Source organism: Sutcliffiella sp. NPDC057660 (assembly GCF_042800035.1).
Taxonomy (GTDB): domain Bacteria; phylum Bacillota; class Bacilli; order Bacillales; family Bacillaceae_I; genus Sutcliffiella_A.
This window is the reverse complement of the sequence record NZ_JBHVHV010000005.1, coordinates 81,940-97,888: the sequence shown is the minus strand read 5'-3', so window position 1 is coordinate 97,888 and position 15,949 is coordinate 81,940. Positions and strand designations below refer to the sequence as shown.

At 41.9% G+C, this 15,949-nt stretch carries 16 protein-coding genes; 13 read left to right on the top strand and 3 right to left on the bottom strand.

What is annotated here, in order from left to right:
* The first annotated feature begins 2 nt into the window (after positions 1–2).
* The 4 genes from mutL to spoVK all read left to right on the top strand — a co-directional run bounded on the left by mutL (position 3) and on the right by spoVK (position 4,433).
* Complete coding sequence (gene mutL, locus ACFVAD_RS06675; RefSeq protein WP_386637367.1) at positions 3–1,892, top strand: DNA mismatch repair endonuclease MutL; 1,890 nt, start codon at positions 3–5, stop codon at positions 1,890–1,892.
* A 101-nt stretch (positions 1,893–1,993) separates the two neighbouring features.
* Positions 1,994–2,944: a tRNA (adenosine(37)-N6)-dimethylallyltransferase MiaA gene (miaA, locus tag ACFVAD_RS06670; RefSeq protein WP_386637365.1), complete on the top strand. Its 951-nt coding sequence runs from the start codon at positions 1,994–1,996 to the stop codon at positions 2,942–2,944.
* A gap of 30 nt (positions 2,945–2,974) precedes the next feature.
* Positions 2,975–3,202 (top strand): RNA chaperone Hfq, encoded by a 228-nt coding sequence (gene hfq, locus ACFVAD_RS06665; protein ID WP_204413848.1) that lies wholly within the window; start codon positions 2,975–2,977, stop codon positions 3,200–3,202.
* Between the two features lie 307 nt (positions 3,203–3,509).
* A complete protein-coding gene (spoVK, locus tag ACFVAD_RS06660) occupies positions 3,510–4,433 on the top strand; it encodes a stage V sporulation protein K (RefSeq protein WP_386637681.1) in 924 nt (307 codons plus the stop codon).
* Between the two features lie 62 nt (positions 4,434–4,495).
* Here spoVK and ACFVAD_RS06655 read toward each other — a convergent pair whose 3' ends face one another.
* On the bottom strand, positions 4,496–6,001 hold the full coding sequence (locus tag ACFVAD_RS06655; protein ID WP_386637362.1) for a phytoene desaturase family protein: 1,506 nt from the start codon (positions 5,999–6,001) through the stop codon (positions 4,496–4,498).
* Between the two features lie 150 nt (positions 6,002–6,151).
* Between ACFVAD_RS06655 and ACFVAD_RS06650 the strand changes: the two genes are divergently transcribed.
* Together ACFVAD_RS06650 and ACFVAD_RS06645 are read left to right on the top strand one after the other, a co-directional pair.
* On the top strand, positions 6,152–7,225 hold the full coding sequence (locus ACFVAD_RS06650) for a glycosyltransferase family 2 protein (RefSeq protein ID WP_386637360.1): 1,074 nt from the start codon (positions 6,152–6,154) through the stop codon (positions 7,223–7,225).
* A 15-nt stretch (positions 7,226–7,240) separates the two neighbouring features.
* The gene (locus ACFVAD_RS06645) at positions 7,241–7,768 is read left to right on the top strand and encodes a glycosyl-4,4'-diaponeurosporenoate acyltransferase CrtO family protein (protein WP_386637358.1); all 528 of its coding nucleotides are present in this window, start codon (positions 7,241–7,243) and stop codon (positions 7,766–7,768) included.
* Here the strand turns inward: ACFVAD_RS06645 and ACFVAD_RS06640 are convergent.
* Entirely contained in the window at positions 7,765–8,373 is a 609-nt protein-coding gene (locus ACFVAD_RS06640) for a trimeric intracellular cation channel family protein (protein WP_386637679.1), read from the bottom strand. The genes ACFVAD_RS06645 and ACFVAD_RS06640 overlap by 4 nt on opposite strands.
* 193 nt (positions 8,374–8,566) lie before the next feature.
* Between ACFVAD_RS06640 and hflX the strand changes: the two genes are divergently transcribed.
* From hflX to ACFVAD_RS06605, 7 genes are all read left to right on the top strand, one after another.
* A complete protein-coding gene (gene hflX / locus ACFVAD_RS06635; protein WP_386637356.1) occupies positions 8,567–9,835 on the top strand; it encodes a GTPase HflX in 1,269 nt (422 codons plus the stop codon).
* 12 nt (positions 9,836–9,847) lie between these two features.
* Entirely contained in the window at positions 9,848–11,116 is a 1,269-nt protein-coding gene (locus tag ACFVAD_RS06630) for a methionine gamma-lyase family protein (protein ID WP_386637354.1), read from the top strand.
* Between the two features lie 244 nt (positions 11,117–11,360).
* A complete protein-coding gene (locus ACFVAD_RS06625; protein ID WP_386637352.1) occupies positions 11,361–11,762 on the top strand; it encodes a MerR family transcriptional regulator in 402 nt (133 codons plus the stop codon).
* A 68-nt stretch (positions 11,763–11,830) separates the two neighbouring features.
* Positions 11,831–13,165, top strand: a complete 1,335-nt coding sequence (gene glnA, locus ACFVAD_RS06620) for a type I glutamate--ammonia ligase (RefSeq protein ID WP_386637351.1) — start codon at positions 11,831–11,833, stop codon at positions 13,163–13,165.
* A 176-nt stretch (positions 13,166–13,341) separates the two neighbouring features.
* Positions 13,342–13,746: a hypothetical protein gene (locus ACFVAD_RS06615; RefSeq protein WP_386637349.1), complete on the top strand. Its 405-nt coding sequence runs from the start codon at positions 13,342–13,344 to the stop codon at positions 13,744–13,746.
* A 33-nt stretch (positions 13,747–13,779) separates the two neighbouring features.
* Positions 13,780–14,010, top strand: a complete 231-nt coding sequence (locus ACFVAD_RS06610) for a phage holin (RefSeq protein ID WP_386637347.1) — start codon at positions 13,780–13,782, stop codon at positions 14,008–14,010.
* Between the two features lie 537 nt (positions 14,011–14,547).
* Complete coding sequence (locus ACFVAD_RS06605; protein ID WP_386637345.1) at positions 14,548–15,093, top strand: hypothetical protein; 546 nt, start codon at positions 14,548–14,550, stop codon at positions 15,091–15,093.
* 151 nt (positions 15,094–15,244) lie between these two features.
* On the opposite strand, the gene lexA is transcribed toward ACFVAD_RS06605, so the two are convergent.
* The gene (gene lexA, locus ACFVAD_RS06600; protein ID WP_204413878.1) at positions 15,245–15,862 is read right to left on the bottom strand and encodes a transcriptional repressor LexA; all 618 of its coding nucleotides are present in this window, start codon (positions 15,860–15,862) and stop codon (positions 15,245–15,247) included.
* Between the last annotated feature and the right edge of the window lie 87 nt (positions 15,863–15,949).

Here is a 15,949-nt window from a genome sequence, read left to right as displayed (position 1 = left end):
AGATGGGGAAGATTATCCAGCTCGATGAAAGCCTAGCCAATAAAATAGCTGCAGGGGAAGTGGTCGAACGCCCTGCATCCGTTGTAAAAGAGCTTGTGGAGAATGCGATAGATGCAAATTCCACCATTATCGAAATTGAACTGGAAGAAGCCGGATTGACGAGGATTCGTGTCCTTGATAATGGAGATGGGATGGATCAAGAGGATTGCATAACAGCTTTCCAGCGGCATGCGACAAGTAAAATCAAGAATGAAAATGATCTTTTTCGTATAAGAACGCTTGGTTTTCGCGGCGAAGCACTCCCGAGTATTGCCTCCGTATCCCTTTTTGATATTACAACAAGTACAGGGGACGGCCCTGGCACGTACCTGAAGTTCAAAGGTGGCCATCTCGAGGCAAGGGAGATGGCCAGCAGCCGCAAAGGTACGGACATTGTCGTACAGCATCTTTTCTTCAATACGCCTGCGAGGCTGAAGTACATGAAGACCATCCATACGGAGCTTGGTAATATTTCAGATCTGGTGAACCGGTTGGCACTTTCTCATCCATCCATTTCCTTCAGGTTGAGTCATAATGGGAAGCGAATGCTTTCCACAACAGGAAGCGGAGATAGTCTGCAGGTGCTTGCGGCGATCTATGGAATGAATATAGCCAAGAAAATGATCCCTGTATCCTTCTCCTCACTCGATTTTGAAGTGCGAGGTTATATAGGTTTGCCGGAAATCACCCGGGCATCTAAAAACTATATCTCCACCATCATCAATGGAAGAAACGTCAAAAACTATACCATTATCAGAGCAATACAGGAGGGATATCATACCCTATTGCCGATTGGGCGTTTTCCTATATGCTATCTGCAAGTGGAAATGGACCCATTGCTTGTCGACGTCAATGTGCATCCTGCAAAATTGGAAGTGCGCCTAAGCAAGGAAGAAGAACTGTATCGCCTTATTGCAGACGGAATAAAAGCTTCTTTTCAGGATAGACAGCTCATTCCTTCCAATGCACCAAGGAAAACGGCAAGCCTTCAAAAGGAAGAAAAACCTTTGCAGCAAGCATTTACCCTGGAGCATAAACTGGAGCGAATGGAAAGCACGCCGAAAGAGGAAAGAACATTATTCACTGAACCTAAAACCCCATATTTACAAAAAAAAGATGATGATCAATCATTATTAAAGGAAAGTGTCGGTTCAGCTTGGAATGTTCCAGAGGTGCAACCGGAAGATGAATGGCATACGGAAGAGAGCATTGTTGAGGAAAAAGTGTATGAAAAGCCTGTTCAAGATTCAATTCCAGAGGAAACTTCCTCCAGGATTCCTCCTCTTTATCCGATTGGTCAAATGCATGGAACCTATATACTGGCACAAAATGAAAATGGACTTTATCTGATTGACCAGCATGCTGCCCAGGAAAGAATCAATTATGAGTATTATTATAAGAAGCTTGGGCAGGAGGAGCGGAATCTTCAGGAACTACTTGTCCCGCTTACGATTGAATGCTCCCTCGATGAGTATTTATTTTTAGAGGAGTATGTGGAGGAGTTTCGCGAGGTGGGAGTGTTCCTGGAGCCTTTCGGTCACCAAACATTTATCGTCAAGGCACATCCTGTCTGGTTTCCTAAAGGGGAAGAGCGTGAAATCATCGACGAAATGATGGAGCATGTGATGGATAAAAAGAAAATTAAACTGTCTGACCTGCGGGAAGAGGCTGCCATCATGATGAGCTGCAAAGCGGCCATCAAAGCAAATCAGCATTTAAGACCAGAGGAGATTTCAGCACTGCTGGATACATTGCGAAAAGCGGAAAATCCATTTACATGTCCTCATGGACGACCTATTTTGATCCACTTTTCCACCTATGATATGGAAAAAATGTTCAAAAGGGTGATGTAGAAGGAGAATTTGACCATTTTCATTAAATGTGGATTGAACCCATAAAAATGTGGGTATAATGATATCTTGTGATACAGATTAGTTGAGAGAGTGAATGAGTGTTGGGAGAAAAGCAAAAGGTAATTGTTATTATTGGACCAACAGCAGTTGGGAAAACGAAATTAAGTGTGGAATTGGCACAAAGAGTCAACGGGGAAATCATCAGTGGGGACTCCATGCAGATCTACAAGGAAATGAATATAGGGACAGCCAAGGTTTCCAAAGAGGAAATGCAAGGAGTCCCGCATTATCTTATCGATGTGAAAGAGCCAACTGAACCATACTCTGTTGCAGAATTCCAACGGGAAGTAAGAGAACTGATTGACGTTATATCAAAAAAAGGCTGTATTCCTATCATTGCGGGAGGTACAGGTCTCTACATACAATCTGTTCTGTATGACTATCAGTTCTCTGACACGGGAAAGGATGAAGAGATTCGACTGCGCCTTGAAAAGCAGGTGGAACAAGAGGGGATGGATAAAGTTTTTGAAGAGCTTCGGAGAATCGATCCTGTAAGTGCAGAAAACATCCACCCCAACAATGTGCGTAGGGTAATCCGGGCACTGGAAGTTTTTCATTCTACAGGCAAGACCATGGCGGAATACCAGGAGTCACAGGAGCAGGAGCTATTATATGATGTGGCCTTTGTCGGTTTAACCATGGACCGGGAAGTATTATATGATAGAATCAATCTGCGGGTCGACCTTATGGTAGAACAAGGCCTTTTTGAAGAAGTGGAGTCACTTTACAAAAAGGGAATACGAGATTGTCAGTCCATCCAGGCAATAGGCTACAAAGAGCTCTATGGCTATTTTGATGGAAAGCTTTCAAAGGAACAGGCAATCGAAGCATTGAAACAAAATTCCAGAAGATATGCAAAACGCCAGCTGACATGGTTCCGAAATAAAATGGAAGTTACGTGGTTTGATATGACAGATGCCAATTTTGAGGTCATCTTAGAGGAAATTTTTTTATTTGTAGCAGGAAAGCTCCAACTTGAAGCGAATAAGTAAGAAATATAGAGATAAGAGGAGGACGAAAAGATGAAGCAATCGATTAATATCCAAGATCAGGTTCTGAACCAACTAAGAAAAGATAGCACAGGTGTAACGGTATTTTTATTAAATGGGTTCCAACTTCGAGGATTAATTAAAGGATTTGATAATTTCACTGTGCTGTTAGAGACTGAAGGCAAGCAGCAGTTAATTTATAAACACGCCATTTCCACTTTTTCTCCGTCCAAAAATGTCCAAATCGAAACGGAAGCTTAAAACCAGCATAACTGCTGGTTTTTTTATTTCCTTCATTAAGACTCATGTTTCATCGTACATATACATATAGTTAGTTAATAAATGGAGATATTCTCTCGATTTATTCAAAAAATTCCTCATTATTTCTCGGGAAAGCGCAAAATATGACAAAAATGTCAATAGCTTGTTGAAAATTTTTGTAATATGTAGAAAAAAATCGAATTGAGGAAGAAATAAAGGTTAATAGATTAGTATTTGTCATAATGGCAGCAGGAATTATGGAACCTGGTTCGGACGGAATGAGAGGTGAGCGCTCTTGGAACAATCAATGACCAATCATAATGGGAAAATAAATATCGTTCTAAACGGGCAGAAGAAACCGATTAAAGTAACCCATATTCAACCGATGGAAGAGCAATACACGTATCCCAAGCATGCGATATTAAGGGAAATAGAGAGGGAGCTGGGAGAACTCGTCGGTCTGCAGGAAATGAAAAAAGTAGTCAAAGAGATCTATGCTTGGATCTATGTTAATAAAAAAAGGGAAGAAGCTGGGTTGAAGGCGGAGAAACAGGTCTTGCATATGATGTTCAAGGGAAATCCGGGTACTGGGAAAACAACAGTTGCCCGGATGATCGGGAAATTGTTCTGTGATATGAATGTGCTGGCAAAAGGACATCTGATTGAAGCGGAAAGAGCGGATCTGGTCGGGGAATATATCGGTCATACCGCCCAGAAGACGCGTGATCTTGTTAAAAAAGCGATAGGGGGAATATTGTTTGTAGATGAAGCCTATTCTCTCGCCAGGGGTGGGGAAAAGGATTTTGGAAAAGAGGCAATTGATACCCTCGTCAAGCATATGGAAGATAAGCAACATGAGTTCATCTTGATACTGGCAGGCTATCAGCGGGAAATGGAGGAATTTCTTCGAACCAATCCAGGTCTTGTATCACGTTTTCCCATCATTGTCGATTTTCCTGATTACACTGTGGATGAATTGATGGAAATCTGTATGAGGATGCTGAAAGAAAGGGAGTACCTGTTAAGCAAAGAAGCGGAATGGAAGCTTCGTGAACATCTGAATCAAATGAAAACGGTCATGCTTCCCTCGGCATTCAGCAATGGTAGGTATATTCGGAATATCCTCGAAAAGTCTATCCGTACACAGGCGATGCGACTGTTGATGGTAGATCGGTATGAAAAATTGGAGCTGATGACCATCGAAAGCAAGGACCTTATACTTCAATGGTAAAAAAGCAAGCGGATGGGTTCGTTACCCTGCCTCCGCTTGCTTATTTAAATGGGATATGTTTATTACCCGATATTCTTCTGTGCTTTTTCCGTATCTTCGTTGATAAGATCAGCAGTCAACTGGCCGGATAGAGTAACCATCGGAACCCCGCCGCCTGGATGTGTGGAGCCTCCCACGAAATATAGGTTGTCCAACAGTTTGCTTCGGCTGGGAATCTTAAATCCGCCATTTTTCTTGCGGTCCGTCACTACCCCGTAAATGGACCCGCCGTTTGCACCATATAGGGTTTGAAGGTCATTTGGTGAAAAGCAATATTCAAATTCGATAGATTTCTTCAAATCTTTCATACCCATTCTTTCAAGTTTGTCGAGTATCTTCCCGCGATAGACATCTTTATATTCATCCCATGTTTCTCCCTCTTTCAATGGAGGCACATGTGTCAGTACGAAAAGATTATCTTTCCCCTCCGGTGCCTGAGAAGGATCGGACTTGGATGATACACCGATATAAATGGTAGGATCCAATGCAGGTTTCCCTTCGTTGAAGATTTCATGGAATTCCTTTTCCGGATCTTCAGAGAAAAAGAAATTATGATGTGCAAGCTCGTCATATTGCTTATTCGTTCCCAAGCATAAAACCAGGCCTGAAACAGTTGGAGCATATTTGCTTAAGTCTTCCTGAGCCCGCTTTGCATAAGGGACATGCTTTAAGAGGGTTTTATAGGCTGTGATCGCTTCGAGATTGGAAACAACGATGTCAGCAAAAAGCTCTTCCCCATTTTCGAGTCTGACCCCAGTTGCCTTTCTTCCATCAGTCAGGATCTGTTTTACTGATGCATTCACCCTGAAGTCCACCCGTAACTCGTTCAGCACCTGTTCCATGGCCTCGGCGATTTTGTACATGCCGCCCTTCACATAGTAGATTCCTATCCCAAGCTGCACATAGGTCAATTGGGAAAGGACAGCAGGTGCGTGGTAGGGGGAAGAACCGATATACATGACCATGAAGTTGAACAGCTGCTGAAGATGCTTATCCTCAAAGTATTTTTTTGTAATCTGATCCATCGACTTCATAGGATCCATTCCGATCAGTTCCTTTAAATTGTGGAGAGCTCTTAGTTCATTCAGCCCTGATAGGCTCTTTTTGTAGAAGCTCTTTAAGCTGTATTCATACATTTTGCTGCAATAGTTCAGATACTCAAAGAAACCATTGGCATCCTTTGTGGATTGTGACTTTATTTCCTCGAGCATCCTTGGCAGATCACTCGTTACATTAATCGTGACGCCATCTTCAAAGAAGGTCCTCCATTGAGGTTCGATCCTTTCGATCGTGAGGTAATCGTGTAAATGACGATTGGCACTTGCAAACAACTGCTCCAATACCCATGGCATGGTCAGGATGGATGGTCCTGTATCAAAGGTAAACCCATTGCCGCTTCGTTTGTTAAGTTTGCCTCCTAGACGTTCTCCTTTTTCAATCAGTTGAACATGGTAGCCATCAGCTGAAAGGCGTATGGCAGCTGACATGCCACCCAATCCACCACCGATAACAATTACTTTTTTCGACATTCGAAATCCTCCTTATGAAAAATAGAAAGTTTGACTAGACTAGATAACATACTAGTAAAGGGTGATTGATCACTCAACTTTCCATTTTGCCCATAACTTAAATTTTCATAACATGTAAAAATGTCTATATAAAGAAAGGAGCATAAAGTAATGGAACTCCTGACAGCCATTACCCTGTTCTTGAACTATGTACTTTTCTATCGGATCCCTCATTTTGACCATAGTGTTCCTGATGAAACAAAAGCACTTAAAGAGCTTTCTGTCATTATTCCCGCAAGAAATGAAGAGAATAATATCTTCAAGTTGTTAGATTCGCTGCGGCCTTACCTGAATAAGGTGAAGGACATTATTGTGGTGGATGACCATTCAACGGACAGCACTGCTGAAATTGCAAAATCCTATGGAGTTACTGTGTTGAGTTTAAATGAGCTTCCAAAGGGTTGGTTCGGTAAATCATTCGGATGCTGGAACGGTGCAAAATCAGCTTCCGGGCGGTTCCTGCTCTTTTTGGATGCAGATATAACGGTAGAGGCGAACGGCCTGGAAAGGTTGGTTTCTGAGATAAAAGCTGAAGAGGATATGGTTTCGATTCAACCGTTTCATAAAATGAAGCGGCCCTATGAATCTTTCTCCTCCTTTTTTCATTTGGTAATCATGGGCTCTCTTGGTGCCTTTCTGCCGTTCAAAAAAAATTTGGCTACCAATGGTGCATTCGGCCAATGTCTGTTGATCGGCCGTAAGGATTATTTTCGGTATGGTGGGCATCAGGCGATACAAGGAGAGTTGATGGAAAATATGGCACTTGGTGCTGTAATTGCGAGTCAAGGAGGTGCCGTTCGTGCATATTCCGGGAAAGGGGCAATCAATATGCGGATGTATCCTGATGGCCTGTCATCGTTAATCCAAGGGTGGAGCAAAAGCTTTGCCACTGGAGCATCACGGACCGATTTCCGCTATCTTCTGCTTGTTTCCTTATGGTTGGGTGGTTTAGTGACTTTCCTGGTAAAAGTACAAGACTTTCCGCTCACATGGTTTATTGTCATCTATGGAATTCTATGTTGGCAGTTTTGGAGAGTACTTAAGAATATAGGTAACTTTAAGTGGTATTCGGTAGTGGTTTTTCCTGTTTGGCTAGCTTTTTTTATCATCGTTTTTGGCTATTCCTGTTTTCGGACTTTTTTCTCAAAAAATATCGTGTGGAAAGATAGAAGAATGGATCTATAAAAAGGTGGTGTCGAAATGCTTGTTCAATTATCTGCTTTGGAAGGAACATTGGTGAATATAGTGGCATGGCTAATTATTCACCTTGGAGGTGCATACCTTTGCAATCAGATACCCGGTTGGTGGCTGAAAGAGGAGAGGGAATGGTTTGAAGAAAAGTCTTGGGAATGCACATTCTATAAATGGATTATGATAAAGAGGTGGAAGGACCTTGCTCCTGATGGTTCTGCAATTTTCAAGGAGTCCTTTTCGAAAAGAAATCTTACCAACAGATCATTTTTCTACCTACACCAATTTATCCTGGAAACAAAAAGAGGGGAGGTAGCACATACTATCACCATTTTTCCAGGGATTTTGTTCTTCTTGTGGAATCCGCCGTCAGTTGGTATGTTGATGGTTTTGTATGGCTTTTTTGCCAACCTGCCATTTCTCTTCATACAGCGCTACAATCGGTTTCGGATCTTGAAAATCATGGGGAAAGCAAAAAAGATGACGATCCACTCGCCATCTTCTCATTATTCATCCTCTTCAGGCAGGGAATGCTAAGCTTGCTGCTGAAGAGATCGGTTCGGCAGTCTCCATTTGTACGTGTAGGAAAGAACCCGTAATAGAACGATAAAAATGAATAATACGTATAGCTGCCAAGGGGAACTTGTGATTCCGAACGCAATCGCAAGTCCTGCAAGAATGGCCCAGGCTGCATAGATTTCCGCTCTGAGCACCAAGGGTTTTCTTCCTGCCAGGAGATCACGGATGATCCCGCCGCCACTACCGGTTAATACAGCAGCAACGACAACAGCACTGATCGGATGGTTCATATTTGTAGCATAAAGTGCGCCTTGAATGGCGAAAGCGGCCAATCCGATGGCATCAAAGAAGTTTCCCCATTTTCTCCAATGGCGCAATAGATTGTTTGGAAACAAAAATACTGCAGTCATTGCCACTAGAGCTACCTGAAACAGCATCCCTTGGTCCCAAAGGGCGGAAATTGGTACACCGATCAATAGATTACGAACAGCTCCGCCGCCGAATGCCGTAACAATGCCTAATATATAAACACCGAGAATATCATATTCTTCCTCCATTGCGACAATTGCCCCACTTATCGCAAACGCGATGGTCCCGATGATACTAAAGACTTCCCAAGTCATTTTATCACTCACTCTCTTGTGAAACATTAAAGCCTTCCTGATTTTATATAGAATCCAACAGGAAATCAATAGTTTGCAAGAAATATTAGAGAAATAAGAGATATTTTGATATGATTAGATGAAACTTTCTATTTACATACATTTTCATACCAATATAAATATAATCAATCTATAGGAAAAAGGGGTATCGCGCTTGAACGAGACGCAAAATACAGAAAAAGAACAAGTCATATTAATCGGCTGCCAATTGCCTAATGTTGATGAGGAATCGTTCCTTTACTCAATGGAGGAGCTGGAGTCCCTGACGAAAACGGCAAATGGGGAAGTGCTCGTTACGCTTACGCAGAAACGGGATCGAATTCATCCAGCCACCTATATCGGCAAAGGGAAGATAGAAGAACTGGTCCAATTGGAGGAAGAACTGGAGCCGGATCTCATCATCTTCAATGGCGAGTTGTCTCCCAGTCAGAATAGAAACCTCTCCAAAGTGCTTGATGCGAGAATCATCGACCGAACACAGCTTATCTTGGACATCTTTGCACAAAGAGCAAAGTCAAAGGAAGGAAAGCTTCAGGTTGAATTGGCTCAGCTGCAGTACCTTCTTCCAAGGTTAAGTGGAAAAGGAGTAGAGCTTTCACGGCTTGGTGGAGGAATAGGTACGAGGGGACCCGGGGAAACCAAGCTTGAATCCGACAGAAGACACATTAATCGCAGAATCGTTGATATCAAACAGCAGCTTACGTCCATTGTAAGCCATCGTGAGCGTTATCGTGAACGCAGGAAACGCAATCAGGCCTTTCAGCTTTCTTTGGTCGGCTATACGAATGCCGGAAAGTCCACCATTTTCAATCGTCTGACAGAAGCGGGGACATTTGAGGAAAACCTTCTCTTCGCCACCTTGGATCCCACTACCCGAAAAGTGAGTCTGCCATCAGGATTCCAGGCGCTCTTGACGGATACGGTAGGATTCATACAGGATCTTCCAACATCATTGGTGGCTGCATTCCGTTCCACACTGGAAGAAGTGACGGAGGCGGACCTTATCCTGCATGTAGTGGACAGTTCAAGTCCTGACTATGTTAACCATGAGAAGACAGTCGATAAGCTTTTGAAGGAGCTTGGTGTCGAGGGGATACCTGTGCTTACTATTTACAACAAAAAGGATCAGGTGACAGAGTCCTTTGTTCCTTCCTATAATGAAGAAATGCTGCATATCAGTGCTTTGAATAAAGACGATATCCATGCATTGGTACAAAGAATTGAAAAAATGATGGTAAATGAGATGAACGCTTACCATATATTTGTACCATCCGAACAAGGGAAATTAATGTCGCAGCTCAAGCAGGAGACCATCGTCCGTAAACTGGAGTTTGTGGACGAAAAAGATGGCTACGAGATGGAAGGGTATTACTTTGACAACTCCAAATTGTCTACAGAGATAAAAAATAGAAAGCGAAATTAGAGGAGATTAGGCATGTTTCATTTATTACAGCACGGGGAAACGATAAAACCATTAGTAACCAAAGTGGAAAATCAGCTTCAAGAACTTTTTAAGCAAGTGGACTCGAATATCGAAACCAATCAATTCAGGGTTCTCCAAAGTTTTCAGCAGAACAGGGTGAGTGACTCCCATTTTATTCCGACTACCGGTTATGGCTATGATGATAGCGGAAGAGATACATTGGAAAAGATCTATGCCGAGGTGTTCGGCGGGGAAGCGGGCTTGGTCCGTCCCCAAATCATCTCAGGAACTCACGCCATTTCCATAGCTTTATTCGGTGTATTGCGTCCTGGGGATGAGCTGGTCTATATGACTGGAAAACCGTATGATACATTGGAGGAGATAGTTGGCATTCGCGGAACCGGAGTAGGTTCACTTAAAGAATTCAACATCGACTATAAAACGGTGGATCTGAAAAATAACCGTGGAATCGACTGGGAGGCTGTCAACGACGCCATCACACCGAAAACGAAAATGATCGGTATACAGCGCTCCAAGGGTTATGCAACGCGTCCTTCCTTTACAATAGAAGAAATCAAGGAAATGATCGCGTTTGTAAAGGAAATCAAACCGGATGTGGTAGTGTTTGTCGATAACTGCTACGGGGAATTTGTGGAGCATTTTGAACCTTGTCACGTTGGCGCCGACTTGATTGCAGGCTCCCTCATTAAAAATCCCGGTGGCGGAATTGCCAAGACAGGCGGCTATATTGTCGGAAAGAAGGAATTGGTTGAAGCATGCTCGTACCGAATGACTTCCCCTGGAATCGGAGCGGAAGCCGGGGCATCCCTTTACAGCCTGCAGGAAATGTATCAGGGATTTTTCCTTGCCCCGCATGTGGTAGGACAGGCATTGAAAGGCGCCATGTTCACGGCTGCATTTTTAGAGGAACTGGGCATGAATACTTCTCCAAGCTGGGATGCACCAAGAACAGATCTGATTCAATCCGTCCAGTTTGATGACAAGGACAAAATGATAGCATTCTGTCAGGCGATTCAATATGCATCTCCTGTCAATTCGCACGTTACGCCTTACGCCAACTATATGCCTGGCTATGAAGATGATGTCATCATGGCTGCAGGGACCTTTATCCAGGGAGCAAGCATCGAGCTTACAGCGGACGGTCCGATTCGTGCACCTTATGTGGCTTATGTTCAAGGTGGGCTTACCTATTCGCACGTGAAAATTGCAGTATGCACAGCGATCGATCATCTCATCGGAAAGAAATTATTGGATATTTAAGTGCAAGAGCTCTCTTTTTTGAGGGCTCTTTTTACTTTTCATTACCTGACTCGGATTTCAGGGGTAATTAAATGTTTTCATACAATGTGGACAGGCTATAGTATTAAGGGGTATCCACCAATCATACATAATTCATTTCAATTCCAAAATCAATGTCAGAAAACCTAACATGTTCTTGACAGATTATCTAACATCAGATAAACTTAGGTTAACTTCACAGGAATCAGTGAAAGGAGGATTTGGAATGAGTGACAATATCAGACGTTCAATGCCATTGTTCCCAATAGGGATTGTCATGCAGCTTACGGAATTGTCCGCTCGGCAAATCCGTTATTATGAAGAGAATGAATTGATTCAACCTGCACGTACTGAAGGAAACCGCCGCCTTTTTTCTTTCAATGATGTGGATACTCTACTTGAAATCAAACATCTGATTGAACAGAAGGTTAACATAGCAGGAGTCAAGCATTTGATGGCTATGAAAGATCAGCAGGCAATACCAGCCCCTGAAGTGGCCGAAAATGTTGCAAAGCCTGATTTATCGGACGAAGAACTTCGAAAGCTATTGCGAGCAGAAATGATGCAAGCCGGAAGACAGAATCGAACCAGTCTTCGCCAAGGAGACATGTCTCGATTTTTCCATTGATTTTTTGAGTTATTTGGTAAGTTTTATTAAAAACTAACATAATAAAAATTCTGAGGAGGAACACTTAAATGGCTAAGTATACGCAAGAGGATATTAAACGCATTGTTCAGGAAGAAAACGTAAAGTACATTCGTCTTCAATTCACAGACATCCTTGGTACCATCAAGAACGTGGAGATTCCTGTCAGCCAGCTAGAAAAGGCTTTAGACAATAAAATGATGTTCGATGGTTCATCCATTGAAGGATTTGTACGTATTGAAGAATCAGATATGAACTTATATCCGGACCTGGATACTTTCGTTGTATTCCCTTGGACTTCCGAAAAAGGTAAAGTTGCCCGTTTTATCTGTGATATATACAATCCCGATGGAACTCCATTCGAAGGGGACCCTCGTGCTAACTTAAAACGTATGATAAAAGAAATGGAAGATTTAGGATTTTCGAATTTCAACGTTGGACCAGAGCCAGAATTCTTTCTTTTCAAGCTAGATGAAAAAGGAGAACCTACTTTAGAATTGAACGATAAAGGTGGCTACTTCGACTTAGCGCCAACAGACCTTGGTGAAAACTGCCGTCGTGATATCGTTCTTGAACTTGAAGAGATGGGCTTTGAAATCGAAGCATCTCACCACGAAGTGGCTCCAGGACAACATGAAATTGATTTCAAATACGCCGATGCAATTACCGCTTGTGATGATATCCAAACATTTAAGCTGGTTGTAAAAACAATTGCACGGAAGCATGGATTACATGCAACGTTCATGCCTAAGCCGTTGTTCGGTGTTAACGGATCTGGGATGCACTGCAACCTTTCCTTATTCAAAGATGGCGAAAATGCGTTCTATGATCAAAATGGCGATTTAGAGCTCAGCGCTAATGCAAGACATTTCATTGCTGGTATCCTTAAGCATGCAACTAGTTTTACAGCAGTAACAAACCCGACAGTAAACTCTTACAAACGTCTAGTACCTGGATACGAGGCACCTTGTTATGTTGCATGGTCTGCACGTAACCGAAGCCCATTGATTCGTATCCCGGCATCACGTGGCATCTCCACTCGTGTAGAAGTGCGTAGTGTAGACCCGGCTGCGAACCCTTACCTTGCAATGGCTGTATTACTGCAAGCTGGACTTGACGGAATCAAGAATAAATTGGAAGCACCAAAACCAATCGACCGCAACATCTATGTAATGAACAAAGAAGAGCGCGTAGCTGCAGGAATCGCAGATCTTCCAGCAACACTGGCTGCTGCACTTGAAGAATTAAAATCCAACGAAGTCATTCAAGCCGCTCTTGGTGAGCACTTGCTTGAGCACTTCATCGAAGCGAAAGAAATAGAGTGGGATATGTTCCGTACACAAGTTCATCCTTGGGAACGCGACCAGTATCTATCTCAATATTAATATCTGCAAACCCCTGATGCCTTTGGTGTCAGGGGTTTTTATTTTTCAATAGTGAAAGAGTCCTATTTTCTTGTTTTTCCTAAATAGAAATTTACACCAGGAATAAACGAACGAAGTAATATTTTGTCTCCTGAAAAAATATGATGGACTATCTATACTTTTTAGGAGGCAGAGGAATGGCCAAAAGAACGGAGCAGCAGTTAACGGCAGATATGTTGGAGAAATATTACGAGTACAACAAGAAGAAAAAAGAAATAGAAGTAGAAATGAATCGTTTAAAGGAAGTATTCCATCAATATTTTGAGCATCAACTTGGTTCAGATGACAAGGGTGAAGTGCTTTTGGGGGGCTTTAAGCTTCAAAGGCAGGTTAGAAAAACGGAAAAGTATAAAGAAGACACCACCATAAAACGTCTTGAAGAATTGCAGATGAAAGATTTGATTCTGGTGGTGAAAAAGCCCGATGAAGCAAAAATAAAATCGGCTATTCAATTGGGTTTGCTGGAAGAAAAGGATTTGGAAGGGTGTTTGACAACTTCCACATCGCTGGCGATATCCGTCAAACCGGTAACTCCAAGATAAAGTGTGGAAGAAAAGTGAAAAGGAGGAATCAAAATGTCTAAAGCACCTATTAGACCGGTATCAAAAGGGGCTTGGTTTCGTGTTGTATTCCTGGTTCTTGCATTAGTCAATCAGGTTCTGGTAATGATGGACAAACCACCGATTCCTGTCAGTTCAGAGCAGCTCGAACAGCTATATACGCTAACGTGGACTGTTGTGGCATCGCTTATTGCCTGGTGGAAGGATAATGATTGGACAGAGAAAGCCAGAAAAAGGGTAAAGTAAATGTCAAAACCGTCCTGGGACAAAACTAAAAAAATCTAACAAAAAGACGAATAATGTAAGTGCCGGCTTTAAATATCGCTATTGATTTCCGTGTAAGACTTCGCTTTCCGTGGGTGACCCGTGAGCTCCCTCAGCTTCGCCTGCGGGGCCTCAAATTGGCCACTGCTGCCGCAGGAGTCTACGTCTTGCACTCCAATCAACCACTAGTGTAATCTAAAACATAAACGCATATTTAAATTCTTTAAAAAACCGAACCAATTTGAACGAAATCTCAAATTGGTTCGGTTTTTACTAGGCTAAAACACTTTTGTCCCATAACAGTTTCCGTTATCTATCGCAATCAATAAAAATGTAAGTTAAAATGCCTATCAATTTGTAATATAAATTGATAGGCATTTATTGTTGATATATAAAGGTTTTATGGGTTTATTTACGTTTAATTGTATCCTAACTTTTCAGTAAAATTGTTTTCAAAAATAAAAATATTTTGAAACTAAACCATATATAACACGTAAAAATAAAAGAGGGGGTATCGCTTTGAAAAAAAATTATGAAAAAAAACATTATTTTATGGTAAGTGCAATCGCTTTGTTGGTTTTATCTCCATTAATAATCTGGTTACTTCCGTACATTCTTCAAAGAGCTACTTTGGATATGATTTCTGTCTGGGTTGTAGAAACACCTAGCATTACCTATTGGTATTTTGGGATAGCCTGGTTGTTTTTAATGATAGGCTCCATTGCATCTTACTTTTTTTACAAACAAAAAATCATTATAGTTATAGGTTCCCTGTTTTTGGCAATTGCTTTTATGTATATTGGGTTAAAACCAATTAATGTTATGAATACTGCTGGGTTCACCTTTATTGATGCTCCTTTCGAAGAAGAAATCAAATACAGTTGGGAGGATGTAGAAAAGGTATACTTAGTTATAGATGAAGAAACAAATGAGCAAAGTTTGGAGTTTCATTATAAAGATAATCAGATTTTCGTAGTTGACAACAACAGGGAAGTTCAAAGTTTGCGTTCGATGCTGTTAGAGTTAGAAAAAACGTATGGCTTCTCATTTACAACAAAAGAATAACAAATTATAAAGCAGAGGAAAATACCATTTCCACTGCTTTTTTAGATGAAAAAAACACCGCATTTTGCGGTGCAATTAAGTGTACAAATTATTGCGTAAATAGAGTTTTTGCGATAGGGAAAAGAACCCGTTATTTGTCCCAGCCTCTTTTTTAGTGGATGTTACGATATACACCAATCACTTTACCAAGAATACTCACGTTACGAACAATAATCGGCTCAAGCGTGGAGTTTTCAGGCTGGAGACGGATATAGTCTTTTTCCTTGAAGAAACGTTTTACAGTTGCTTCATCATCCTCAGTCATCGCAACGACAATATCCCCATTATTGGCAGACTGCTGTTGGCGTACAATGACATAGTCACCATCCAGGATTCCTGCTTCGATCATACTGTCTCCCATAACCTCCAGCATGAATACCTGCTCATCTGGTGCTACATAGCGATCAGGCAGCGGGAAGTAGTCTTCGACGTTCTCGATGGCTGTGATAGGTTGGCCAGCAGTTACTTTACCGATGATTGGAACATTGACTGCAGAAATCCTTGGCGTCATTTCGTCTTCCATATCTCTGATCTCAATGGCTCTAGGCTTGGTAGGGTCACGACGGATAAGCCCTTTGCTTTCCAAGCGGGCAAGATGTCCGTGGACTGTGGAGCTCGAAGCAAGTCCTACCGCTTCGCCTATTTCACGAACGGATGGGGGATAGCCTTTATCCTGTACTTCTTTTTTAATGAAATTCAGGATATCTTGTTGCCTTTTTGATAGTTTCATATTCCGCACCTCTATCATTAATATTATGAATAGTATAGCATGTTCTCATCAAAAATACAAACATAAGTTCGAATAATTGACAGGAAT